20 protein-coding genes are annotated in these 24,817 nt (G+C 39.2%); 6 read left to right on the forward strand and 14 right to left on the reverse strand.

Translation table 11 applies throughout. The features are described from left to right. Positions 1-4: 4 nt before the first annotated feature. Positions 5-988 (forward strand): LacI family DNA-binding transcriptional regulator, encoded by a 984-nt coding sequence (locus tag ACFSR0_RS07240; RefSeq protein ID WP_379981662.1) that lies wholly within the window; start codon positions 5-7, stop codon positions 986-988. A gap of 145 nt (positions 989-1,133) precedes the next feature. Here the strand turns inward: ACFSR0_RS07240 and ACFSR0_RS07245 are convergent, their stop codons facing one another. The 11 genes from ACFSR0_RS07245 to ACFSR0_RS07295 form a co-directional block, all read right to left on the reverse strand. Further along, a complete protein-coding gene (locus ACFSR0_RS07245; RefSeq protein WP_379981361.1) occupies positions 1,134-1,616 on the reverse strand; it encodes an LURP-one-related/scramblase family protein in 483 nt (160 codons plus the stop codon). Further along, complete coding sequence (locus ACFSR0_RS07250; protein WP_379981363.1) at positions 1,613-2,497, reverse strand: SPFH domain-containing protein; 885 nt, start codon at positions 2,495-2,497, stop codon at positions 1,613-1,615. Before ACFSR0_RS07250 ends, ACFSR0_RS07245 begins: the two co-directional genes overlap by 4 nt. Before the next feature lie 195 nt (positions 2,498-2,692). Continuing rightward, a complete protein-coding gene (trhO, locus tag ACFSR0_RS07255) occupies positions 2,693-3,646 on the reverse strand; it encodes an oxygen-dependent tRNA uridine(34) hydroxylase TrhO (protein WP_379981365.1) in 954 nt (317 codons plus the stop codon). A 102-nt stretch (positions 3,647-3,748) separates the two neighbouring features. Continuing rightward, the gene (locus tag ACFSR0_RS07260; RefSeq protein ID WP_379981367.1) at positions 3,749-4,498 is read right to left on the reverse strand and encodes an alpha/beta fold hydrolase; all 750 of its coding nucleotides are present in this window, start codon (positions 4,496-4,498) and stop codon (positions 3,749-3,751) included. Then, a complete protein-coding gene (locus ACFSR0_RS07265) occupies positions 4,470-5,120 on the reverse strand; it encodes an NAD(P)H-binding protein (protein ID WP_379981369.1) in 651 nt (216 codons plus the stop codon). Before ACFSR0_RS07265 ends, ACFSR0_RS07260 begins: the two co-directional genes overlap by 29 nt. A gap of 332 nt (positions 5,121-5,452) precedes the next feature. Continuing rightward, entirely contained in the window at positions 5,453-6,502 is a 1,050-nt protein-coding gene (locus ACFSR0_RS07270; RefSeq protein WP_379981371.1) for a 2,3-butanediol dehydrogenase, read from the reverse strand. Between the two features lie 423 nt (positions 6,503-6,925). Continuing rightward, a complete protein-coding gene (locus ACFSR0_RS07275; protein WP_379981373.1) occupies positions 6,926-8,155 on the reverse strand; it encodes a dihydrolipoamide acetyltransferase family protein in 1,230 nt (409 codons plus the stop codon). Positions 8,156-8,172: 17 nt separating this feature from the next. After that, on the reverse strand, positions 8,173-9,204 hold the full coding sequence (locus ACFSR0_RS07280; RefSeq protein ID WP_379981375.1) for an alpha-ketoacid dehydrogenase subunit beta: 1,032 nt from the start codon (positions 9,202-9,204) through the stop codon (positions 8,173-8,175). A gap of 24 nt (positions 9,205-9,228) precedes the next feature. After that, positions 9,229-10,221, reverse strand: coding sequence for a thiamine pyrophosphate-dependent dehydrogenase E1 component subunit alpha (locus ACFSR0_RS07285; protein WP_379981664.1), 993 nt, complete (start codon positions 10,219-10,221; stop codon positions 9,229-9,231). Beyond that, complete coding sequence (gene lpdA, locus ACFSR0_RS07290; protein ID WP_379981377.1) at positions 10,214-11,566, reverse strand: dihydrolipoyl dehydrogenase; 1,353 nt, start codon at positions 11,564-11,566, stop codon at positions 10,214-10,216. Before lpdA ends, ACFSR0_RS07285 begins: the two co-directional genes overlap by 8 nt. A gap of 390 nt (positions 11,567-11,956) precedes the next feature. Continuing rightward, on the reverse strand, positions 11,957-13,750 hold the full coding sequence (locus ACFSR0_RS07295; protein ID WP_379981379.1) for a sigma-54-dependent Fis family transcriptional regulator: 1,794 nt from the start codon (positions 13,748-13,750) through the stop codon (positions 11,957-11,959). 402 nt (positions 13,751-14,152) lie between these two features. Between ACFSR0_RS07295 and ACFSR0_RS07300 the strand changes: the two genes are divergently transcribed. Then, positions 14,153-15,325 carry an AI-2E family transporter gene (locus ACFSR0_RS07300; protein WP_379981381.1) on the forward strand — a complete coding sequence of 391 codons (1,173 nt, stop codon included), beginning with the start codon at positions 14,153-14,155 and terminating at the stop codon, positions 15,323-15,325. Positions 15,326-15,398: 73 nt separating this feature from the next. Here the strand turns inward: ACFSR0_RS07300 and ACFSR0_RS07305 are convergent, their stop codons facing one another. Continuing rightward, positions 15,399-17,198, reverse strand: coding sequence for a heavy metal translocating P-type ATPase (locus ACFSR0_RS07305; RefSeq protein ID WP_379981383.1), 1,800 nt, complete (start codon positions 17,196-17,198; stop codon positions 15,399-15,401). 324 nt (positions 17,199-17,522) lie between these two features. Here ACFSR0_RS07305 and ACFSR0_RS07310 point away from each other — a divergent pair, with 324 nt between their 5' ends. Next, the gene (locus ACFSR0_RS07310) at positions 17,523-19,067 is read left to right on the forward strand and encodes an Nramp family divalent metal transporter (protein ID WP_379981666.1); all 1,545 of its coding nucleotides are present in this window, start codon (positions 17,523-17,525) and stop codon (positions 19,065-19,067) included. Positions 19,068-19,078: 11 nt separating this feature from the next. Then, complete coding sequence (locus tag ACFSR0_RS07315) at positions 19,079-19,516, forward strand: universal stress protein (protein ID WP_379981385.1); 438 nt, start codon at positions 19,079-19,081, stop codon at positions 19,514-19,516. 67 nt (positions 19,517-19,583) lie between these two features. On the opposite strand, the gene ACFSR0_RS07320 is transcribed toward ACFSR0_RS07315, so the two are convergent. After that, a complete protein-coding gene (locus ACFSR0_RS07320) occupies positions 19,584-19,838 on the reverse strand; it encodes a hypothetical protein (protein ID WP_379981387.1) in 255 nt (84 codons plus the stop codon). A gap of 126 nt (positions 19,839-19,964) precedes the next feature. Between ACFSR0_RS07320 and ACFSR0_RS07325 the strand changes: the two genes are divergently transcribed. Continuing rightward, positions 19,965-20,438, forward strand: a complete 474-nt coding sequence (locus ACFSR0_RS07325; RefSeq protein WP_379981389.1) for an Rrf2 family transcriptional regulator — start codon at positions 19,965-19,967, stop codon at positions 20,436-20,438. A 16-nt stretch (positions 20,439-20,454) separates the two neighbouring features. Then, entirely contained in the window at positions 20,455-23,454 is a 3,000-nt protein-coding gene (locus tag ACFSR0_RS07330) for a YhgE/Pip family protein (protein WP_379981391.1), read from the forward strand. 50 nt (positions 23,455-23,504) lie between these two features. Here ACFSR0_RS07330 and ACFSR0_RS07335 read toward each other — a convergent pair whose 3' ends face one another. Continuing rightward, the gene (locus ACFSR0_RS07335) at positions 23,505-24,764 is read right to left on the reverse strand and encodes a CapA family protein (protein WP_379981393.1); all 1,260 of its coding nucleotides are present in this window, start codon (positions 24,762-24,764) and stop codon (positions 23,505-23,507) included. Positions 24,765-24,817 lie beyond the last annotated feature (53 nt).

Below are 24,817 nucleotides of genomic sequence, written 5' to 3' on the forward strand. Positions count from 1 at the left end.
GAGCCTGATTATGAAACTAACTGATGTTGCCGAACGTGCGGGTGTCTCACCAACCACGGTTTCCCGCGTGATTAACAATTATGGATCACTCAGTCAAAAAACAATCGATAAAGTCCATGCCGCCATGAAAGAATTAAACTATCAACCCAATGCCGCTGCACGTTCATTGCAGGGGAAGAACACGCAATTGATTGGGTTGCTGTTTCCATCTGTGGCTCATCCTTTTTTTGGAGAATTAGTGGATCTCCTTGAAACCAAATTATTCGCACGTGGCTACAAGACATTGCTCTGTGATTGTGCCAGTAACAGCGAAAAAGAACGGAGCTATTTAAAAATGCTTGCGGCCAATAAAGTGGATGGGATTATCGCTGGAGCTCATAATCTTGGAATCCAAGAATACGAACAAATTCATTTACCCATTCTATCCTTTGACCGTCAATTAGCCACCTCCATTCCGATTGTGGGTAGCGATAACTTTCAAGGCGGCTACATGGCAACCGAGGCCTTGTATCAAAAAGGAGCCAAAGAAATTGCCATTATTACTGGTAGTCTGGCATCGAATTCCCCTACGAACAATCGGTTACAAGGCTATTGTGCTTTTTTGCAAGAACACCAATTAACGGAACACATTTTTTCGTTCGCTTCATTTGAGCATTCCTATGTGCTGAAAAAAAGAAAGATTCAACAAATTTTGAAAGATCGTTCATTTGATGGACTGTTTTGTACAGATGACTTGACGGCTATCCTTGTATGGAATAGTTGCCAAGAATTAGGCATCTCTTTGCCTGACGAACTAAAATTAATTGGTTATGATGGAACGGAATTTGTCCAAAATTTTTTCCCTCAGTTAGCGACTATCAAACAACCTTTGGATGAGATTAGTGATTTACTCATCGACTTATTACTGTGCCGTATTGACTCACCAGAAAAAGAACTTGATGCAACTTATGAACTTCCTGGAACAATCATAAATGGGCAAAGCATGTAAAAATGCCAAAAAAAAGCCAAACAAATGAGAATTTACAGCAACCTATGTTAGCTAACATAGGCTGTCTCTGCCAGTTTCATTGGCAGAGAACCTTCTCATTCGTTTGGGCTTTTTTCTTTTTAGATCATTTTTACCGTTTTCCTACTTAGCTATTATTCCGTTCAGCCGCCTTTACACAGTCAATCGCTACAACCAACGAAACAATGGTTTGCTCAAACGCTTCATCCATCATTTTGATGGCATACGTATCTCCCCAGCTGACCCATTTCTTTTCAATGGTTGCTATCGTTTTTTGATCCTTAGTAACCTGAAAATTCATATCCCACCAATCACCAGTAACGTGAAGGTCTTTCATTGAGATTGTATATTTGGGTTTAATAAAGGTTAGTTCTTTTTTTATTTCAATTGTTTGACGATCCGCCAATTCGACGTAAAATGTTGGCAAGAACGAAAAAACCTTTTTCTGAATACGAGCAACCGATTGTCCGTCGGTTGTTGTGATGCGAAATTCTTTTGGGATTTTCAAGAAACTCCCCTCAATTGCATATAGCGGACGTTGGTATTCATCTGTGACCGAGAATTTTTCCCCAATCGAAAAGACCTTCTGTTTCATGTAAAGAGTTTTCACCCATCACTCCTCCGATCACTTTGGACATCTCCAGTGTTAATAACTGGTTGCGTTCCCTTGTCTGTGATAATCGAGACAAGCAAATTATTAATCAATTGTACTTTGCGATCATCCGTAAATGTAATGTCTTGGCCATCTTGAATTTGTTGTAATGCCATCTGAGTCATGGTAACAGCTCCTTCAACAATGGTTTGACGTGCAGATAATATGGCGCGCGCTTGTTGTCTTTGTAGCATCGCACTCGCAATTTCAGTCGCATAGGCCAAATGGTTTAACCTTGTTTCAATAACTTCGACTCCCGCAACCTGCAATCTTTCCTGTAACTCCTCTGCCAGCTTTTCCGATACTTCATTGGTATTGCCTCGCAAAGTTAAATCATCTTCATTAAATGTATCATACGGATATTGAGAAGCGATATGCCGAATCGCCGTTTCACTTTGGATTTCCACGAATTCCTGATAATAGTCAACATCGAACAACGCCTTGGCTGTATCAACTACTTTAAAAACGACCACCGCAGAAATCTCAATTGGGTTACCATCTAAATCGTTGACTTTCAGTGTCGTACTGTTAAAATTTCGTACCTTTAATGAAACATTCATTTTTTGAGTAAGTGGTGTCGTAATAAATAACCCATTTGACTTGATTGTCCCTAAATATTGGCCAAAAAAGAGAATAGCTTTTGCTTGGTTTGGACTGACAATCGTCAATGAACTCAAAAATAGCAATGCCACCATCGTCACAAGAATACTCAAAACCACTTGCCAGAAACTTTCATTCACAATCCCCAAATAAAATAAATAACAATCTCCTATTATAATGATAAAAAGCGCTAGCAAGCCGATATACCCATTGATATGAAATGTCTTTTTTTCTTCCATATTCTCATCTCCTTTCAATTAATTATCGCACAAATTGATTAAAATGACACTTTCAAAAAAAAAAGGAATTGTACCTTAAGCGATACAACAGGTTAAACCATCCAGATGATAAAAATGAAGATTCATCAATCTTAGTCGGATAATCCACTTGTTAACACTTAAGCTCCAATTCCTTTACTAATCTTTTGTTTTTTTTTAAGCCATTACACTTGGCGCAATGGCTGCTAAACGAGTAGCTCGCTCTTCAGCTGAAAGATGGTGTTTGATTACGTAACGATTGTTCCCACTGGCTGCACAGTCGTAGCAACAAGCCCCTAAATGGTTGTGCTCATTTTCTTCGGAACACAAAATTTGCCGATTGCATTCTGGATTGGCACAATTAATGTATCGCTCACAAGGCGTTCCATCAAACCAGTCTTTCCCAATAACTTTTTTGTCAACATGATTGATTTCAACACTGATACGATCATCAAATACGTACATTTTTCCGTCCCATAATTCGCCCTGAACTTCCGGGTCCTTGCCGTACATCGCAATGCCTCCATGTAATTGGGAAACATCTTCAAAGCCTTCTTTTAATAACCAACCAGAAAACTTTTCACAGCGAATACCACCTGTACAATATGTAACCACTTTTTTGTCCATAAATTTTTCTTTATTGTCTTGAATCCACTGTGGCAACTCTCTGAAGTTGCGAATATCCGGACGAATCGCTCCACGAAAATGTCCCAAATCATATTCATAATCATTGCGCGCATCAATGACTACTGTCTCTTCATCAAGCAAAGCTTCCTTGAATTCCTTTGGCTCTAAATACTTGCCGGTAATTTGATGCGGATCAACGTCCTCCGCTAAGTGCAAGGCCACCAATTCTTGTCGTGGTCGCACAAACATTTTACGGAAAGCATGTCCTTCCGCTTCATCAATTTTAAACATTGTATCCGCAAAACGATCGTCAGCTAACATATGTGCCATGTAGGCATCTGTTTCTGCTACTGTCCCGGAAACAGTCCCATTAATTCCTTCTTTTGCTACTAAAATACGTCCTTTCAAACCCAAGGATTTACAAAAAGCTAAATGCTCTTTTGCAAAACTTTCAGGATCTTCAATTTGCGTATAATTGTAGTATAGTAAAACACGATAGTCCATATATTGTGTCTCCTCCTTAAATTCATACGCAAGAATTATAAAAAAAACTCGAAAAAAAAACGAGTTTTTTGCTTGCTCACTTATGCTCATATTCTCTGGAACTCATAAAAGAAGTTGTTCCTTAAAAAAAGCGGCTACTAAATCCATTGTAGGCCCTTTGACAAGATGTTTTTCACGTTCTTTCACAAAGGTTACCTGTTCTTCTGGATGCTGCTTTACAAATTGTTCCACATGGCTGATGGGGATTTTTTCATCCGCTGTTCCATGCCAAAAGAATAACGGGCGCTTTCCTAATTTCTGCGGATGCTGTGCCAAATCATAAAGATTGGTCCAGCTCAACAACGCTTGGTAATCCTGCGGCAAAAACAAGTGGAACATACGTGCATGTCCTTGCAAACGATCTTTGTATGCTTGTAAATCGGGCGACCCCATGATACATGCGGCAGCTTGGATTTCAGGATGATGGGTCAACAATGCACACGTCGTCATCCCCCCCATTGAGACTCCCCCAACGCCAATCCGACCATCAATTAACTGTAAATTCTCAAAATAGTTAAGAATAAACTCAAACTCAAACAAATTCGTATGGATACTTTGCCAAAACGTCAAAGAAGGGATGGCTGATTTATCCATTTTTCGTTCACCATGGTTAAACGCATCAGGTAGTACCACCCGGAATCCTTCTTTGGCAATTTTTCGCGCCTGCGTCAATACTAGCTCCTTTGATGTCTGCCACCCATGATAGTAGACAATAAATGGGAGCGGCTCATAAATTTTCTCTTGATTAACCACTTCTAAAATGGGAATTGTCCCAATCATTCTTCTACGAATGGCTAGTTTCTCTTTTGGCATCATCTTTCCCCTCCAACGACTCTTCGATTGTTTCTACGATATTTTTTGCCAGCAAATCTACTGATGTAGGCTGAATAACAACAAAAAAAGCACGAAGAAAAGGGAGTTTCTTGAGCCCTTTTATTGCCTTAGCCATTGTTCTTGAGTACTTTCGCCCCGTTCCATATAACAAACTTGGGCGAAAGATACTAACCGGAAACGATTGCATTGCCAAAAAGTCCTCGGCTTGTTTTTTCCAATACAAGTACCCCTTAAAAAAGGGCAAGCCATGTGCAGCAGAAATATACACAAATAAAGAAGGTGTTTTTTGATTTAGTTGTTCAACGACTAAGCGGACTAATTCATAATGGTAGTTCTGATAAGTTTGCTTTTTTGCTTTTGATTCTGTCAGGATGCCAATTGCATCAACCACAACATCGCCACTCATGAGCTGATCTTGCCATTCTGCTGGCTCAAAGACATCTGCAGCCACCCATTTCACCTGATCCATCCAGCTGTCATATTGCTTGGGTCGCCCTCCCCTCGATATACTAATCACTTGAAAATTTTTTCTCACTGCTTGGTTAACAATGCTTTGACCAACGAATCCACTGCCTCCAAAAACGACCAATCGCTTATTCATAAATGGATTCCTCCTTCTTTTATGAGTGCTTCCTACAACCAGTTTCCGATCCAAACCAATTGATATGAAACCTCTGTTGTCATCTTACCATAAGCAGCAGTCCCTCGCTTCTCCAGACAATCATGATCGTTCATTTCATCGTACTTAGCGCTGTCTATGTGTTTAATCATTTTTTCTCGTCGTTCGAGCTGATTCCATCCCATCTCGATTCATACCTACAAAAAAATGATTGGCCCGCTTCTTATGCATTGAAAACATAAGAAACGATACCAATCATTTCTAGATAGGATGACCAGCTACTCAATATCCTGTGGTCATCACACGAAATACGTTTAATTTCTCTTTTGAATGTCTACTAAAATTTTGGATTGGGATTTATCTTTGGTTAGTTGGACAAATCCTTCTTCAACAATATCTTCTAGTACAATCTTTTTCGTAATTACCGGATCAACAGTTAGTTGACCACTAGCAATTGCTTGGATTGTTTGTTCGAATGTTGTACGCGTATAAGCGATGGTTGAAGTAATCTTTACCCCAGAATTAATTAATTGCATTGGGTGCCATGAAATTTCATGAGCAAAAATCGACACAATAACCATCATGCCCCGTGCTCTGGTTACATCAATCGCTTGCTTCACTGTGATTTCAACACCGGCTACTTCAAAAGCAACATCCACACCACCGTTTGTCATTTTGCGAATTTCTTCTACAACATTCACTTTTCCTGAGTTAAGAGTGACGGTTGCCCCTAATTCTTTGGCTTTTTCCAAGCGTTCTTCAGATAAATCGCAAACGATAATTTCAACTGCTCCCGCAGCCTTTGCAGCCGCAGCTACCAAACAACCAATCGGACCTGCACCAAAAATTGCGACTTTGTCACCAAACTTCACGCCACCTTCTTTACAAGCTTGAACCGCAACCGCAGTTGGTTCGACAAGGGCGCCTTCTTCAAACGTCATTTCATCTGGCAATTTATACACATAATGTTCAGGTACTGTGCAATATTCAGCAAAGCCACCATCTCTTGCTAGACCAATAAAGTTGTAGCCATCATACAAATCAACGTCTTCGGGTTTTTGTTCACCAGAAACGGTCGGATAAATAGCAACACGATCCCCTACTTTGACGTTTTGCACATTGGGTCCCACTTCTTCAATTGTTCCTGAAAATTCATGCCCCATCGTTAATGGTGCTTGCCCTTTGGTAAAAGGATCTGGTTGGTCAACAGGAATAAAAATTGGACCATCTAAATACTCATGTAAGTCTGAACCACAAATTCCCGTGTAAGCTACCTTCACACGAACTTCATCAGGTTCACACGCTTTGATTTCTACATCTTCTACTCGGACATCTTTTTGTCCATACCATACAGCTGCTTTCATTTGACATACCTCCATGCATCGAATCATTCTTTGTGTTTTTCTAAACACAAAGCAATTGGTTATTAAGCAAAAAACATGCCAAATTTTAAAAGGTTGATTTTAAGCATTTCATGAAACAAACAAGATTTTTTTCTCACAAAAATGAAACAATATGTAACAAAATGTATCATGTTGTTTCGGGTATTGGAAAACGATTAGTGAAACTTTGTAAAATATGGGTCAAATTCACCTAACTACGCAAAAAACAGGAAATCCATCTCCACGAAAAACGTGTAAACGGACGTCCTGTTTTTTTCTAGCTTTTTTACCCAATCTTTGACTTGGGCATCATCTTTCTATGCTATCCTTGCTGATTATAGACAAAGGTCAAAGTATTCATGTGAAAGTAGGTATACATTACCATTCAGGGTAGCTTAGACTGATTTAAAATACTAAACTGTACGGATTTTCTAGGTAGAAAATAATACGACCTAAAAATTCTGCTGCAGGTGAACCATCAACGATTTGATGATCAAATGTTAAACTTAATGGTAATTTCTTCAACTCAACAACTTCATGGTTGTCATCAAATGCAAGTTGACTTTGCATTGAACCCACACCTAGGATACCAATTTCTGGCGAGTTAATAATCGGTGTAAAGTATTCTGCCCCACTCTTACCTAGGTTGCTAATTGTAAATGTCGATCCAGTATAATGTTGACCAGCCAGTGAACCATTACGAGCTTCTGCAATTCGACTGTTTAAAGTTTTACCTAATTCAGTTAACGTCATACGATCAGCGTTTTCTACCACAGGTACAACCAAACCATCTGCTACTGCAACTGCCATACCTAGATGAACGGCTTCTTGTTTTTCGTAAGCTCCATCATGATACCAAGCATTCATTTCTGGTGTTTCTTTCAAAGCTAGAATAACAGCTTTTGAAAGCAATGTTGTGATACTCAATTGACCGTCTTTCAAAGCAACACTTGATTTTGCTTGAATTTCTTTCTTGAACGCTAGTAAATTGGTAATATCCGCTTTTTGCTGAATGGTTACTTGTGCGGTTGTTTGTAGACTGTGCATCATGCGTTCAGCAATTGTCTTACGCATACCCTTCAATCCTGCACCAACAGTAGATGGTGCCACAGCTGCTGCAACTGGTGCTGCTGTTGGTTGATGGCGTTCTACATCTCGACGCGTAATACGTCCATTTCCACCTGAACCATTAATTTGTGCAATATCATACCCTTTTTCCGCCGCCAATTTACGAGCTAAAGGCGTAATGAAGATGCGTTCGCCTGCTTTTCGTTCTGGAGCTGGGGCTGCTTGAGGGGCTGGGGCTGGTTTTGCTGCTTCAGTTTCTGGTGCTTCCCATTCAGCTGTTAAGCTGGCTGACGAAGTTGCATCAGTGGTTGTTTCGCCCACTTGTTCGCCTGCATCCCCAATCAAACCGATTGGTGCAGTACATTCAGCGTCGTCACCTTCTGCAACCAAAATTTTGATTAGTGTTCCATCAATTGGAGATTCTACATCATAGCTCAATTTTTCTGAACTAATCGTACAAACGACTTCACCTTTAGCGACTGCATCGCCTTCTTTTTTCGCCCAATTATCGACGGTTCCTTCTGTCATTGTAAGCCCTAATTTAGGCATTGTAATTTCTGTTGCCATTCACTATCCACCTCCTCTTATTTCTTTAAGTCCGCGATTAATTCATTTGCTGTTTCTAATACGCGATCAGCATTTGGTAAATACAATTGTTCTAAGTTTGTCGCAAATGGTACTGGTGTATTTGGTGCACATACGCATTTGATTGGTCCATCCAAGTAATCGAATGCTTTGTCACTGATAACTGATGCAATATCTGTCGCAGTATTGTTATGTGGGTTTGCTTCATCAATTACAATCAAACGGCCTGTCTTTTTAACAGAGTTAATAATTGTTTCTTGATCCCATGGTGCTACAGTAACTAAGTCTATGACTTCGACAGAAATACCATCTTTAGCTAATTTGTCAGCAACTTCTAATGCAACATATAGCATTTTACCAATCGTAACGATCGTTAAATCCGTACCTTCTTGTTTCACTTTTGCTTTTCCAATTTCAACTGTGTAGTATTCTTCAGGAACTTCCCCTTTTAATCCATAAAGCGTCTTGTCTTCAGAGAAAATAACGATGTTGTCGTCTTCAATAGCAGCGTTTAGCAAGCCTTTTGCATCGTAAGGGTTTGAAGGAACAACCACTTTTACTGCTGGAATTGAACCAAAGATTCCATAATAAGAACCTGAGTGTTGTGCAGCGGCACTTGCACCGGCACCATGACATGTACGAACTGTCATCGGAATTTTCGCTTTTCCACCAAACATGTAGCGCATTTTCGAACCTTGAGCCAAAATGGTATCAAAACAGAAACCGATAAAGTCGTTAAACATTAATTCAGGTACTGGACGTAAACCAGTTGCTGCCGCACCGACTGCAGCACCCATGTAACCCATTTCAGAAATTGGTGTATCAATAACACGTTCACGACCAAATTTTGGCATTAATCCTTTTGTCACACCAAACACGCCGCCCCATGCATCTTCATTTTTTTCTTCTAAATGTGGTACTTTTGCTCCTCCGGCAATATCTTCACCAAGTAAAATAACGCGGTCGTCACGTTCCATTGATTGTTCTAAGGCTTCATTAATAGCTTTCATAAAAGTAATTTTTCTAGTCATGTTTCTTCTCTCCTTTTTCTCTGATTAGTCTACGAATACATCTTCATATAATGCTTCTGGACGAGGAACAGGGCTTTCTTCTGCAAATTTCGTTGCATGTTGAATATCTGAAGTTGATGTTGATGAAATATCATCTGCTTCTTTTTTCGTCAATAATTTTTTCGCAATCGCTTTTTCGATGAACTCAGGGATGCAGTCACGATCTTGGCGGATTTTTTCATCGCCATCACCATTTTTGTATTTTTGTTCGTCCCCTTCAAAGTGGCCATAATTACGATATGTTACACATTCAATAAGTGTAGGGCCTTCTCCTTTGCGTGCTCGATCAATGGCTTCACCAGCTGCTTCATAAACAGCAAACAAGTCGTCACCATCTACACGTACACCAGGAATTCCATAGGCAGCTGCACGTTCAGCAATCGTTTTTGAACCTGAAGAGTACCATTGAGGCGTTGCTTCTGCGAATGAATTGTTTTCATTGACAAATATAACTGGTAATTTCCAAATAGAAGCCATGTTAATTCCTTCATGGAAGGTTCCTTCGTTTGCGGCACCATCACCAAAGAAACAAATTGCTACGTCGTCAGTTTTTAAATATTTGTTCCGTAATCCTGCACCGACAGCGATTGGGAAGCCACCACCAACCATACCGTTAGCGCCTAGCATTCCTTTATCAACGTCCGCGATGTGCATTGATCCGCCTTTACCTTTGTTTAACCCAGTTTCTTTCCCGTAAATTTCAGCCATCATGCCATCCAAATCACAGCCTTTTGCAATACAGTGACCATGACCACGGTGCGTACTAGTGATAAAGTCATCATCTGTCAAGTGCGCACACACACCAGTTGCAATAGCTTCTTCACCCGCGTATAAATGAACGAAACCAGGAATTTCACCGGTTGTAAAAATATCATGCACTTGATTTTCAAAATTACGGATATCATACATTGTTTTTAGGATCCATTTAGCTTGATCTTTTGTCATTTTTGTCATTTTTTTTTCCTCCTTATTAACCATGAATTGCTCGACCAAATAATGAGTTGCTTGTTTCACCAATCACTTCAGAAAGAGTTGGATGAGCAAAAATCATTTCATCGATTTCATCAATTGTTCCTTCTGCTTCTTTTACTGCCAAAATTGTGTGAATCATCTCAGTTGCATGACTACCCACAATGACTGCTCCTAAGATTTGATGGTATTGTTTTTCACTAATAATTTTTACAAAGCCATCTGTTTCCATCGAGGCAATCGCCTTACCGTTACCAGAGAAAGCCATTGATTTCACAACTACGTCATCAAATTGTTCTTTTGCTTCTTCTTCTGATAAACCAAAACTTGCAACTTCTGGACTTGTATACAGGCAACGTGGTACTGACGTTTTGTCTACTGGGAACTTAGCTGTGCCAAACATTGCTTCCACAGCACGAATGCCTTCGTGACTGGCAACGTGTGCTAATTGATAGCCTCCAATTACATCTCCAATGGCATAGACTGTTGGTACGCTCGTTTGATAGTGATCATTTACTTGAATAAACCGTTTTGCTTCATCCAATTCAATTGCTAGTTGACCTGCTAACGTCAAATCTGGTTTACGACCTGCCGCTACTAACAAGCGATCATACGGGAAGGTTTTCCCATCTACAATGACTGCTTTTTCAGTAACTTGATCAATTTTGGCAGAAGTCGTAATAGAAATACCCATCTTTGTTAGTTTCTTTTTAATAATTTTGCGTGCTTCAGGGTCCTCAGTTAAGAGAATATCCTTCGCTACTTCTACTAAAGTAACATCTACTCCAAGTGGTTTCATTGCAAATGCTAATTCAACGGCGATAATTCCGCCCCCAATAACAACCAATTTTTCAGGTAATTCTGTTATTGAGAAGAATGTATCCGTAGTATCATAGTGCGCATTTTCAATGCCATTAATTGGCGGTACAAATGGTTTGCCACCTGTTGCCAATAAAACTTTGTCTGCGGCAATTTGCTTTCCGCTAACTTCAAGTGTTGTTGGAGAAACGAATGATGCTTCACCTTCAATGTAGTCAATCTTATTACTAGAAAATAAATGATGAATACCCGATTGCAACGTTTGAACGACACCATTTTTTCGATCAACCATTTTAGGAAAATCAATCGCATTGAGTGTTGTATCAACTCCATGCTTCTTTCCTTCTTCTAATGACAGTAACCAATGGGCGTGTTGAAGATAACTTTTAGAAGGTATACAGCCTACGTTTAAGCAAGTTCCTCCTATTTTGTTCTTTTCGACCACTGCCACTTTTTTGCCAAGCTGTGCGGCTTTGATTGCTGCAACATAACCACCAGGCCCAGCGCCAATGACAATTAAGTCATAGTTTGTCATGAATTGTCCCTCCTTTATGCTTTCGCTTACACTTTAGTAATAAGCAAGACCCATGCCAATTTTTTTTGTGAAAAAAGAAAAGACAATACTTTGTTCATAAAACCTTGATATATGACTGATTTCACTTGTTATATTACAAACCAAAAAAATTCATTTTGAGATATTTCGTTAGCAAAAAAGAAACCGCTTACTTTTTTGATACAAAAATGAGACATTTTGTTGAAACAATTTGTCTCATTTTTATGAATGTGAAACAGATTTACCTGAATGTGAACAAAAAAGAAAGAGGAGCAAGCTCCTCTTTCTTTTGAAATGCTTCAATTATCTCTTGGTGAGATGCAATGCAGTAAACTGCAAATAAATCGAAAATTTATTTTTTTCACAAATTTTTTAAACAGAAAGTTCGTATTTTTTCATTTTACGATACAATGTTGCCCGTGAAATATTCAACGTTTCCGCTGCTTTGGTCATATTATAATGACTGACTACCAACGCATCTTCTATTTTTTGCTTTTCCGTCTTTATTCCATCGTTTTGTGTACTCAAGTCCAATTGATTCAACGGTTCTTGACTCACATGAACACTACCTGTTTGAATCAATGTTTCAAGTTCTTCTTTCTCAGGCTCATTTTGTGGATAGAATATTGCTACGCGCGAAAGAAAATTGTTAAACTCACGAATATTTCCATACCAAGGATAATTCATCGCTACTTTTTCTAACTTACTTTCCCATTTGATCGACCAGTTATTCTTTTCCATAAATCGTTCGATTAACGGTTGTATGTCTTCCATTCTTTCTCTTAATGGCGGGATACGAACAGTACAGACAAATAATCGGTAAAATAAATCTTCCCGAAACTTTCCTTCTTGAACTAATTTTCGCAAATCTTTGTTGCTTGCTGTAACCAATCGAAAATCAGTTGGCACAGGTTTCCCACTGATTGGCGTAACCATCTTATCTTCCAATACACGTAATAGTGACTGTTGCATTTTTTCGGGCATGCTATCAATTTCATCTAAGAATAAAGTTCCACCATTGGCTTGCGATAATTTCCCTTCGAATCCTTTGGCGTTAGCACCGGTAAACGCACCGGGTGCATACCCAAATAACTCACTTTCTAATAAGTTTTCGCTAACTGCACCACAGTTAATAGCAATCAACGGACCATCTTTTTGCAGGCTATTGCGATGAATCGTTTGCGAGATGATTTCCTTCCCACTACCAGATTCCCCATATATATGAATAGGAACAGCAGTGGATGACACTTTTATCACTTGATCCAAAAACTTTTGATAACTGCTACTTCTAGTAGGAACTCCTGGATAATAAGGTTTGGCTTCTTTCTCTTTTCCAACTTGGTAGAGCTTGTATTTATACCCAATTAATTGGCGATTTTGGACAATGGATTCTTGGTCATAAATCATGGATTGACTGACAACCTTTCGAATGTCCTCCCCAATATGAAATTGATCAGCGAGACCAATCGGAACTTGAATGATACGGAAATGAGAATCACAAAAGATTACTTCTTCGAGAAAATTTTTCGCATATTCTAAGAGCTCGTTGCGTCGTTTAATGTGTTGCTTCATCAGTTGATTGGAAATTTTTTGAGTCAACATGGTCAACAATAGGAAAGAGTCCTTCGCTGTTGAATTCTGATAGGTCGAGATATCTAACACACCTACAATTTCATTGTTTTCATCAAGAATTGGCGACGCTGAACAACTCCATTTCCTTGAAGCCGCCGAATAGTGTTCTTCCAATGCTAAACACTCATCTTCTTTTGAGCGAATGGCTAAACCAATTGCATTTGTCCCTACTTCCAACTCCGACCAATTGCTTCCTTCACGAAAGGCAATCTCATTTGCAAAATCTCTTGCTTGGTAATTCCCCGTCCGCCAAATAATATTGGCTTCACTATCCGTTAAAATAAACAATTGGCTTTCCAAATGGAAACGTTTATCTACACGGTTCAATTCATTTTTAACAACCTGAATCAGGTCACGATTTTCTTGTTGTTTTGCTGCTAAATCGCCTTGTGTTAACATTTTTGGTGGTTTCACTAAAAAAGGATCAACATGGTTTTGTAAACAAAATTGCCAAGAATTAGCTATTTTGGATGGAAGTTGTGTTAATACGCGTGTTTCCCCATTAACAAATTGCTTCCAAATTTGTTTTTCCATCTTATCATCTCCTCTAAACCTCTTCAGCCTTATTATACAAAAGATTGTGAAATTTAAAAAGCAATTCAAGCTATGTTCTTTGCAACTTATTCTTTCTTTAAAGACCCCTCTTATAAAACCGGGCATCCCTCAGTTGTTTGCTTCAACATGCAAAAATATTTTTAATTACCTTTTTCACAAATTAAACTATGAAATTGATTAGGTGTCAAGAAAGAAATGGAAACCTACTATTTTTTAACAATTCCACTACTGAGTCTTTTTTTTGTGCCGCTGATTTTTTTGTTAAGCTGATTTTTCTCATACTATAGGCTGATTTTTGGTATATTTCAGGCTGATTCGTGGGTATTTTTTTACATCTTTCTTAAAAACCGCTATACTTTTTTTAGATGAGGGGGAATTGATTTGGAAGAAAAAAAACAGCGATGGATTGAATTTTTAGGAGGGAAAAATTTTATTTTTACTTGCTCTGCCTTCTTATTACTTGGCTCTTGTGTTTGGCTCTTATCCAAAATAGCGTTTATTTTTACACCATTAGCCATTATTTTATTTGCTATTTTACCACCAGCCATTTTTGCCATTGTTCTCTACTATATGTTTAATCCCTTAGTAAATTGGTGTCAAAACTATCTTCCGCGTATTTGGGCGGTCTCGTTATTGTTTCTTTTCGTCATTGGCTTGTTCGTTTTAGGAGGGGTATTAATCTTTCCGAGTGTACAAGAACAACTGCATCAGTTGATTGAAGAATTTCCAACAATTTTTTCAGATGTGCAACAACTTGTTCAAAGCTTTTTTGCAAAAACACCTTTTGCGGACGCCATTCATCAGTCGCAAAGCTCTTTAAATGAAGTTTGGTCCAAAATAGGTTCCTTTTTGGAAAACTATCTTCAAAACGGGGCAAAAGGGGTTGGCAGTGTTTTCTCAGCTTTGTCCACTACAGTAATCACTTTAGTCACAGGACCTATTATTGCTTTCTTTTTACTCAAAGACAATGACCGTTTTTATCAGTCAAGTAAAAAAATACTCCCTCCTGTGATGAGAAGAGATGCGGAAGAAATTGCCCAGATTGTAAACCAACAAATCGGTGACTATTTGAAAGGACAGGTTGTCTCATCGATTATTCTTGGAATCATGTACTGGCCGTTTTTCTTATTAATCGGACTTCCTTTTTCAGGAATTTTGGCAATTGCTGCTGGCATTCTCTGCATTATTCCGTATATTGGTCCATTTGTTGTCTTTATTCCTGGCCTAATTATTGCTTTACAGGTATCTTGGATGATGGCCGTCAAATTTTTAATTGTCTGGTTCGTTATTCAGGCGATTCATGGACATTTAGTTGTCCCCCGAGTCATGGGAGATAAATTGCAAATGCATCCTGTAACGATCATTTTTGTCTTATTGGTCATGGCGGAACTCTTTGGCTTGATTGGAGTCATTTTTGGAATTCCCATTTATTGTTTTGTAAAAGTCCTAGTAATCTACTTTTTCCGCCGTTTCAAACGCCGATACAATCGTTTCTATGGTGAAAAAGGTCGCTATGAAGATACCGATTTTTCTAAGAGTGACTATCTGCAATAACAGCTTTTTTGAATAAAAGAAAAACAGTGTCTGCTCACATGGTATTGACTGTGGGCAAACACTGTTTCTCTGTCTAGCGCGAATCTTTTCGTGCACGCAATGCTGACAAAATTGCGACAGTATCAATCAGTTCTTGTAAAGCAGCACCTAAGAGGGTTGGAATAATGCCAAAACTTGCGATAAGCATCAAAATACAACAAATGGCAATACCAATCAAAACAGATTGTTTCGCAACCACCATTGTCCGTTTTGAAATTTGCACTGCTTGCGCCACTTTTGATAAATCATCTTTTAAAATGACCACATCAGCACTCTCACTGGCTGCAGTTGAACCATGCGCACCCATGGCAATACCGACATCGGCGATTGAAAGTGCGGGTGCATCATTGACACCATCACCAACCATCACCGTTGGTCGCTCATTGGCTTTGATTTCTTTTATAAACTGAATTTTCTCTTGGGGTAAGCAATCTGCATGAACAACATCAATTCCTACCCGCTGAGCAATTTCGTTCGCGACCGCTTTTTTATCACCTGTTAACAGATGGATGCTTTGCACACCTTCTGCCCGTAATTCATCCATTGTGGTCCGAGCTTCTTTCCGTAATTGATCTTTCATGGTTAAATGACCAACAAAAATTCCATCCACCGCGACAAAAACCGCAACTTCATTCTCTAACCGTCGAACATCTTTTTTCCCAATAAAAGTTGATTTTCCTACCTTTACTTCTTTCCCGTCTATCGTACATACCACACCTTGACCGGTAAATTCTTCTAAGTTGGTCACCGGCAGCAAAGTTAGTTTTGCTTTCTTTGCTTCTCGTACGATGGAACGAGCAATGACATGACTAGATTCTTGTTCTGCACTTGCGACAAGTTGAAGAAATGTTTTTTCCGTATAGTCATCCGTATAGGACAGATGATCAATGTATAATTGTCCTTCTGTAATTGTTCCCGTTTTATCAAATGAAAAACTCTTAGCGGCTGCTAATTTTTCAAGTGTCGTCCCATTTTTTACCACAATTCCATTACGACTGGAACGACTCATCCCAGCAACTAAAGCTACTGGTGCTGCTAAAATTAAGGGACACGGAGATGCAACTACTAACACTTCGGAAAAACGCACAGGGTCTTTCGATAAAAACCATGCTAGGCCACCAATAAAATAAGCAATCAGCGTAAAGGGGACGGCATAACGATCTGCTAGACGAACAAACTTAGCTGGTTTTTCCGCTGATTCTTTGACCAATTTCACTAATAATTGGTATTGGCTATCTGCTGCTACTTTTGTCACTTTAAAGCGAAAGGCTTGGTCCCCATTCAAAGACCCCGACATCACTTCATCACCAATCCCTTTTTCTACTGGTAACGATTCCCCTGTTAAAGAGGATTCATCCACAGTGGTGCGACCTTCTTTAATGACACCGTCGACTGGTACAAGTTCCCCTGGTTTTACCAACACGATATCATGAATCTGAACATCTTCAGACTTGCAATCCCTAATTTCTGTTCCTCGAACAACATGCGCCAGTTGTGGGGAGTGGCTAAGCAAAGCCTGTAATTCTTTGCTTGCTTGGCGACTAGCATAATCTTCTAAGCTATCGCCACCGGTTAACATAATCAAGACAACGAGACTCGCCCAATATTGTCCAACGGCTAACGTAGCAACAATTGCTGTAATCGCTAAGATATCCACACCATATTTTCCGGAACGTAAGGTTTCAATCATGCCAATAAACATTTGTATTGCAATAATTCCTCCCGTAATGGCAATGATATAAAAAGCAATTGTGGCACTATGAAAAACAAATTGGGCGGCCAGTGCTGTGAACCCAATTGCTAATGTAAGTAGAAATCGTTGATAATTCTTCATTTTCATCCCCCTTATTCTTTCGTTACATAGTATAGCACCGTCCTCAAACAAATGATAAAGAAAATAGCTAATTGATAACGATAATCAGACGCATTCGAAATTAATCTATCTTTAATTTATATTTATTACAATTTAAAATTTAGCTAAACGATAAAATTCATGCATAGTTAAGTTGGATAATTGATGTGCCTATTATATTTTTTAGGTATTCCGAAAAAAATCCTTTATTTTTTATTAAGAGAGGAGTAAACTAGCTTTGAAAAGAATAGAAAGGTGGTTATCCACTTGAGTAAAAATGAAAATCACACCTATAAACACAAGTTGATGGAACATGCTAACGGTCCCTCGCTTGAAGAAATAAACGGGACGGTGGTCGTACCAAAAGGAATGGGCTTCTGGAAAACCTTATTTGCTTATTCTGGACCAGGTGCACTCGTAGCGGTTGGCTACATGGATCCAGGAAATTGGTCGACTTCCATTACCGGTGGGCAGAATTTCCAATACCTACTTATGTCTGTCATTTTAATGTCCAGTTTAATTGCGATGCTTTTACAATACATGGCCGCAAAACTTGGGATTGTCACCCAAATGGATCTAGCGCAGGCCATCCGCGCTCGAACAAGTAAATCCCTTGGTATTATTTTATGGATTTTAACGGAACTGGCCATCATGGCAACCGATATTGCCGAAGTCATTGGAGCCGCAATTGCCTTGTATTTACTATTTGATATTCCGCTATTATATGCTGTTTTTATTACAGTATTTGATGTATTGCTACTACTATTATTGACAAAAGTTGGTTTTAGAAAGATTGAAGCGATTGTTGTTTGTTTGATTTTTGTTATTCTTTTTGTCTTCGTCTACCAAGTTGCTTTATCTAACCCAGATTGGGCCGCGGTAATGAAAGGCTTTATCCCAACAAGCGAAACGTTTTCTTCTTCTAAAAGCATTGGTGGTCAAACACCACTTACTGGTGCATTAGGAATTATTGGTGCCACTGTTATGCCCCATAATTTATACTTACACTCTGCAGTCTCACAAACACGTGCCATCGATCATAGTGATGAAGACGACGTAGCCGAAGCCGTTCGTTTCACAACATGGGATTCCAATATCCAATTGACTATGGCCTTCTTTGTTAACTCGCTTCTATTAATCATGGGTGTGGCTGTCTTTAAAACAGGTGCAGTAAAGGATCCTTCTTTCTTTGGTTTATATGAAGCATTATCTGATCCTTCTACTTTAAGCAATGGAATTTTAGTTCAAGTAGCAAAATCTGGTTTGCTTTCGACGCTCTTTGCTGTTGCCTTATTGGCATCTGGACAAAATTCGACCATTACAGGTACCCTAACTGGGCAAGTTATTATGGAAGGTTTTATTCATATGAAAATGCCAATCTGGTTGCGTCGACTTGTTACGCGGCTCATTTCTGTCGTTCCTGTGTTGATTTGTGTTGCTTTAACAAGTGGAAAATCAGCCATTGAAGAACACACCGCTTTGAATACTTTGATGAATAACTCACAAGTTTTTCTGGCCTTCGCTTTACCTTTTTCGATGGTCCCTCTATTAATGATGACCGACAGTCATTTAGAAATGGGCAATCGTTTCAAAAATTCTTGGATAATTCGTATATTAGGATGGATTTCAGTAATTGGCTTAACGTATCTAAACTTGATTGGCTTGCCTGGTCAGATTGAAGCATTCTTTGGTGACAACGCAAGTGACGCTCAAATTCTTTTTGCCGATACGCTTGCCTACATCACAATTGCTGCCGTTCTTTTGCTGTTAGCCTGGACAGTTTATGATTTGTACAAAGGAAATAAAAAATTAAATGAACGAATTCATTTCAATGAAATGGATGCAAAGTAGGAGGAATTGATGTGAAAACAGATTATTCATTTAAACGAATATTGGTAGGAGTGGAAAATTCTGAGGATGCTTTAAAAGCCTTCCATTATGCTGTTCACCGTGCAAAATTAGAAAAATCTTCTTTAACTTTGGCACTGGTCTTAGAAGATGAAGACATCAATACTTACGAAATTCTCGACAAAGATTTTCTCAAGGCCGCCCGTGACAATCTTGCCAAGCAAGCGGAGGACTATCGTCAATACGCCCTAGATCAAGGAGTGAAGACAGTCGACATCTTAATCAGCCAAGGAAATCCCGGCGAGGTCATTGTCAAAGAATTTATTCCTGCATCAAATGCCGATTTATTGATTATCGGAGCCAAATCCCGCAGTCGGATACGCCATTACTTTGGAACACAAGCAAGTTATATGGCAAAAAATGCGGAAATTGCGGTATTAGTCTATCGCTAACAATCCCCAATAAAAAAGCAAACCTGTAGCTAATGCGCCTTTCGATGCCACTAGCTACAGGTTTTTGTTATTGAAGATACACATACAAACGGATACGCAAATGGTTGCCAAAAGAGAATGCACCACCTATTCCTAACATTCCTAAAATAAGGCGTTTTGCAAGTGCCCCTCCCATCACCAATGCCCCAATAAAAAAGTACATACTCACAAAGAAACACACAAGATCAAGTAAAAAAAGGAGGAAACGGATGCTTTTCGTCTCTGCTATCACCCGCTCAACCTTCTGTTCTTGCCAGTACTCTCGCTCTATTCTCGTTTTCATCTGAACACTTCCTTAAAATTTACACTTTTTAGTTGCTCTTTTTCTGAAAATAGTATACTATGCATTGTGGATATAAAAAGTCTATAAAAGATATTGTACATCCATTATATAGTGGGAGGTGATTGAATGCAACTAACAAAAGCATTTGAACAAGGTGTTTGTGTAATGGCCATGTTAACAACTCAGCTGCCAAGTATTCCGGTAGCGTCAGCAACGATTCACCAACGATTAGGTACTTCACCAACCTATACGCAAAAAATCGTTCGTAAATTGGTAGTTTCTGGTTTAGCTACCTCTGTATCTGGCCAAGGCGGTGGTTTTTGCTTGGCAAGAGCATCAAAGGATATCTCTTGTCTAGATGTTGTGGAAGCCATTGAGGGAAAAGTTGTTACCTTTCCTGATTCACAATTGCTCCATCATACCTTTGCAAACTCCAGTCGCTTGGCGAATCTAGCTACGGCAAATTCCGTTGTTTACCAAGCATTTGCAAAAGCCGATGATCAATGGCGCAATGCTTTAGCGAATGTATCGATTGCCGATATTATCCACGATTCCTTACATGGGGAAAAATTAACCTTTGTAAATTGGAATGATTTATAAGAATTTTAGGGGGCGCATGTTTTTGATAAAGAAAGAATTTAAGAAAATTTGGCAAAACAAACTTTTATTTGTAACTGTAATTGTTGTCTCGTTGATTCCAATTCTCTATGCGAGTGTCTTTTTAAAGTCGATTTGGGATCCCTATGGCAACATGGGTGAACTTCCTGTTGCTGTGGTCAACTTGGACCAGTCCGTTGATTTTCAAGGAAAGACGTTAAGTGTCGGTAGTGAACTAGTCGACAACTTGAAGAAAAATGATGATTTGGGATGGCATTTTGTTTCGAAGGATGCTGCAAAACAAGGGTTAAAAGACCGTAAATATTATATGGTTGTCACAATACCAAAGGATTTCTCTAAAAATGCTTCCACCGTTTTAGATAGCGATCCGGAAAAAATGAATTTAAAATATGAAACAAACGCTGGTGTCAACTATCTTGGTGAAGTAGTTAGTGACAATGCAATGAAACAACTCAAAGCACAAGTTAGTGAAAAAGTAACCAAGTCTTATGCTACGGCTATAATTTCTACTATTAATGAATTAGGAAAAGGAATGAATACAGCAGCTGAAGGCTCAGAAAAATTAAATGATGGGGCCAATCAGGTGAATACTGGTGTTGGTACATTAGCTGAGAGCGTACCAACCTTGGCAGATGGTGTCAGCCAACTCGATAACGGCGCCGGCTCGTTAAAATCTGGTGTTAGTCAATACACAGCTGGTGTAGCCCAAGTTGCAGATGGTAGCAATCAATTGAATAACGGTGTTGGTCAACTAACTAGCCAACTACCAACTTTAACAAATGGCTTGAGTGCATTAGGTACTGGTGCAAATAGCTTGTCAGCTGGTTTAACCCAATATACCGGTGGCGTTGCCCAAGTTGCGAATGGTAGCACCCAATTAAACAATGGCGTTGGACAATTAGCTAGCCAACTGCCAACATTGACAAATGGCTTAGGTGCATTGGGTACAGGAGCCAACACTCTAACTAGCGGTTTAAAAACTTATACGGACGGTGTGACAAAGATAGCAGCTGGCAATCAACAATTAGCTGATAACGTACCAGAAATAGTTAAAGGAATTTCGCAGTTGACGGATGGAGCCAATAAACTATCAGCTAGTTTAGGCCAAGTAAGCTTGTCAGAAACAGACAAAAATAATCTCTTAGCCTATGTAAACGGCGTTCAAACATATCTCACATCAGTCAACAGTTCATTAGAAAATATCGATTTATCGCAGTTGGCAAATATTGGTCAATTAGAAGATGCATTTACCAGTGTAGCATCAGATTTAACGAATGTTGGTAACAATTTACTTGCGATTAAAAATAATCTTACATCCGCAACTACAGCAGATGTACAATCCAATACAACCGCTGTAGTAACATCTCTTGCTCAAAATGGTGTGACTTTAACAGGAGCACAACAAGCAGCCGTTGCAAAATCATTAGAAAACAATGTAGCAAATAGTCAAGTACTTGCTCTAGTAAATAATCAACTGACGGAAGCGAACACAAACTTAACTAGTGTCAAGGAAACATTAACAGCAATTCAAGCATCTTTTGGTACAATTGATACCTCTTCACTTAATCAATTAAGTACCTTAAAAGAAAAAACAAGTATATTAGCTGAAAATACCGATGCTGCTTCTGTAGGATTAACTAAAACAATCTCAGGAATTTATACAGTTGCTAACGAAGGTGTACCAGCTATTAACAAACTTGCTGCTGGATTAACTCAACTGAATAGTCAAACTCCAAGTTTAACTGCTGCAGTTGACAACCTATCCGCTGGCGGCAAACAACTAGTCGCTAATTCATCAAAATTAACAAGTGGGGCCAACCAATTGGCGAGTGGCTTAAAAGAAGTTAACGCCAAAACACCAACCTTAACTAACGGTGTCTCTCAATTAGCTGATGGTCTCTCACAAGTTGCTACAGGTGCAAACACACTTAACAATAATTCAGCTCAATTAACAAGTGGGGCCAATCAGTTAGCGAATGGGTTAAACACAGTCAATGAAAAGACGCCTGCACTAGCTTCAGGTGTAAACCAATTGGCGAACGGTGTCTCAACCTTGGCGAATGGTGCAAACACGTTAAACAGTAAATCAGGCGAATTAAATGATGGTACTGCTAAACTTGCCGATGGTTTAGATACATTGAATGGTAAAATTCCATCACTTTCTTCTGGTGTATTAAAACTAAAAGATGGTACGGGTCAATTAGCAGATGGTACCAATGAATTAGCAACCAAATTAAAAGATGGTTCAGCGAAAATCAATGATCTTTCACTTGGCGACAAAAATGCAGAAATGATTGCAAATCCAGATAAAGAAACACAAACGAAATATAGTAGCGTGCCAAACTATGGTCATGCCTTAGCACCATATTTTATGAGCGTTTCACTCTTTGTAGGATCTTTAGTCTTCAACTTTGTTTACCCAATTCGTAAAATTGCTGATCGCAAAGGTGCAACTGCTAGTCAATGGTATCGCAGTAAAGTAACGATTGGCGGAATTGTTTCAACAACAATGGCATTGATTATTGGTACCGTCATGCAAATGATTGGTTTAGATGTCGCAAATCAACTGCAATTCTATGGAATTCTGCTTGCTACTGCATGGGTTAATATGTTCTTAATCATGTTCTTAGCAATGAGTTTTGATAATCCAGGCCGTTTCATCGCCGTTTTATTACTAGTTGTTCAATTAGGTTCGGCTGGTGGTGTCTTCCCAATGGAAATTACAAGTCATTTCTATAACGCTGTTCATCCATATATACCGATGACCTATTCAATTTATGGCTTACGTCAAGCAATCTCCACTGGTTTAGGTACCCACACCTATGTCCAATCATTGACAATCTTACTTGTCTTAGTGGTTGCGTTACTTGCTCTTTTACGTTTGTCGATGCAAATTCTCTTCAAACGTGGCTTAGTGGGTTACTCACAATTACACAATACGCAAAAACTTTTGGATGATGATTACGTAAACAAACGCGAAAAATATACTTTATGGTAAAAAAAAAACTCCGATTAGCATTCATGCTAGTCGGAGCTTTTTTATTTTATTCAAAATTTGATATTTAATCGGTCCATTACTTCGTGGTAGCCTTGCTCAATGCGTTGTTGTTTCTCTGCTGAAACCTGATTGGCATACTTACCACCAGTGAGGTAGTCTTCGGCAAGAAACACTTGATAGTCGTATGCTTGATAGCCGGAAAAGGTTCGATTAATAGGCTCACGTGACACCCAAGTTGGATGGGCTTCTACTTTTGTTAACTGCGTTTGCTTTCCTTTCTTTTGAACCTCAACTGCCATAATGACGCCTCTTTCAGTCCAATAGTTTTCGACCGTTTCATATCGTTGGTTGGAAAGTAAATTTCCCATTGAATAAATGATAAATTTTTTCTCGCCATCTTTCGTGATTGTTTCCGTTGGTTCGACAACATGCGGGTGGCCGCCAAAAACGATATCCGCTCCCCAATCAACCATCTGACGATAGGTCGTTTGTTGCTCTTCTGTCGGTTCTAAGTTGTATTCGACACCGGCTTGCGGCATAACGATTGTCAGGTCCGCGAGCTGTTCTGCTTTTTTGATGTCCTTTTCTACCTTTGCCATCGTCAAATCTTTTAGGTAATAATCATAATCTTTTTGGCTAATTGTGGCCTCAATTCCATTAAAACCATAACTAAAACCTAAGATTGCTACCTTGATTCCATTCACGTTTTTAACAAGAATTTCGTCTTTGTCGGTTGTATTTACGCCGAAAGGATCAAGGCCTGCTTTTTTAAAGACATTATACGTATAAACTAACCCTTCAATCCCGGTATCCAAAATATGATTATGTGCCAGATCAATCGCATCATACCCCGCATTTTTGATACTTTCAACGACCGCTTCGGGAGCGTTAAAGATTGGGTATCCTGCTAATTCTCGATTTGGATTAATTGTTCCCTCAAAATCCCCAAGTGCCAAATCGGCGGAAGAAATGAGCGGCGTAATTTGCTCATAATCATTGGCAAAATCATATTTTTCACCATCAAAGGCACTTCCATAAACGCCATCATGGTACAACATGTCGCCACTTGCCATAATAGTGATTGACTGAGTTTGCTCGCTCTGATTGTCTTTGCCTGTTGTTTTTTTAGTTGTAGGTGTACGCTTTGTTGTCGCCGTTGCTTGTGGCTGGTTTGTTTTCTTCGTTGGTTGATTGGTCACCAACAAATAGCTACCAAAAACACTGGCAACTACCCCTCCTGTGAGAATAATGAGAAGCATTTTCTGTCTTTTTTTCTTTTGTTGCCGTTGTGTAAATTCCTTTCGATTCATCCCTTTCCCCCCAAATTCTTTTTGAAACTGAGTGACGCCTCAAACCTAGTTAC

Source organism: Enterococcus camelliae (assembly GCF_042685105.1).
Lineage (GTDB): Bacteria > Bacillota > Bacilli > Lactobacillales > Enterococcaceae > Enterococcus_G > Enterococcus_G camelliae.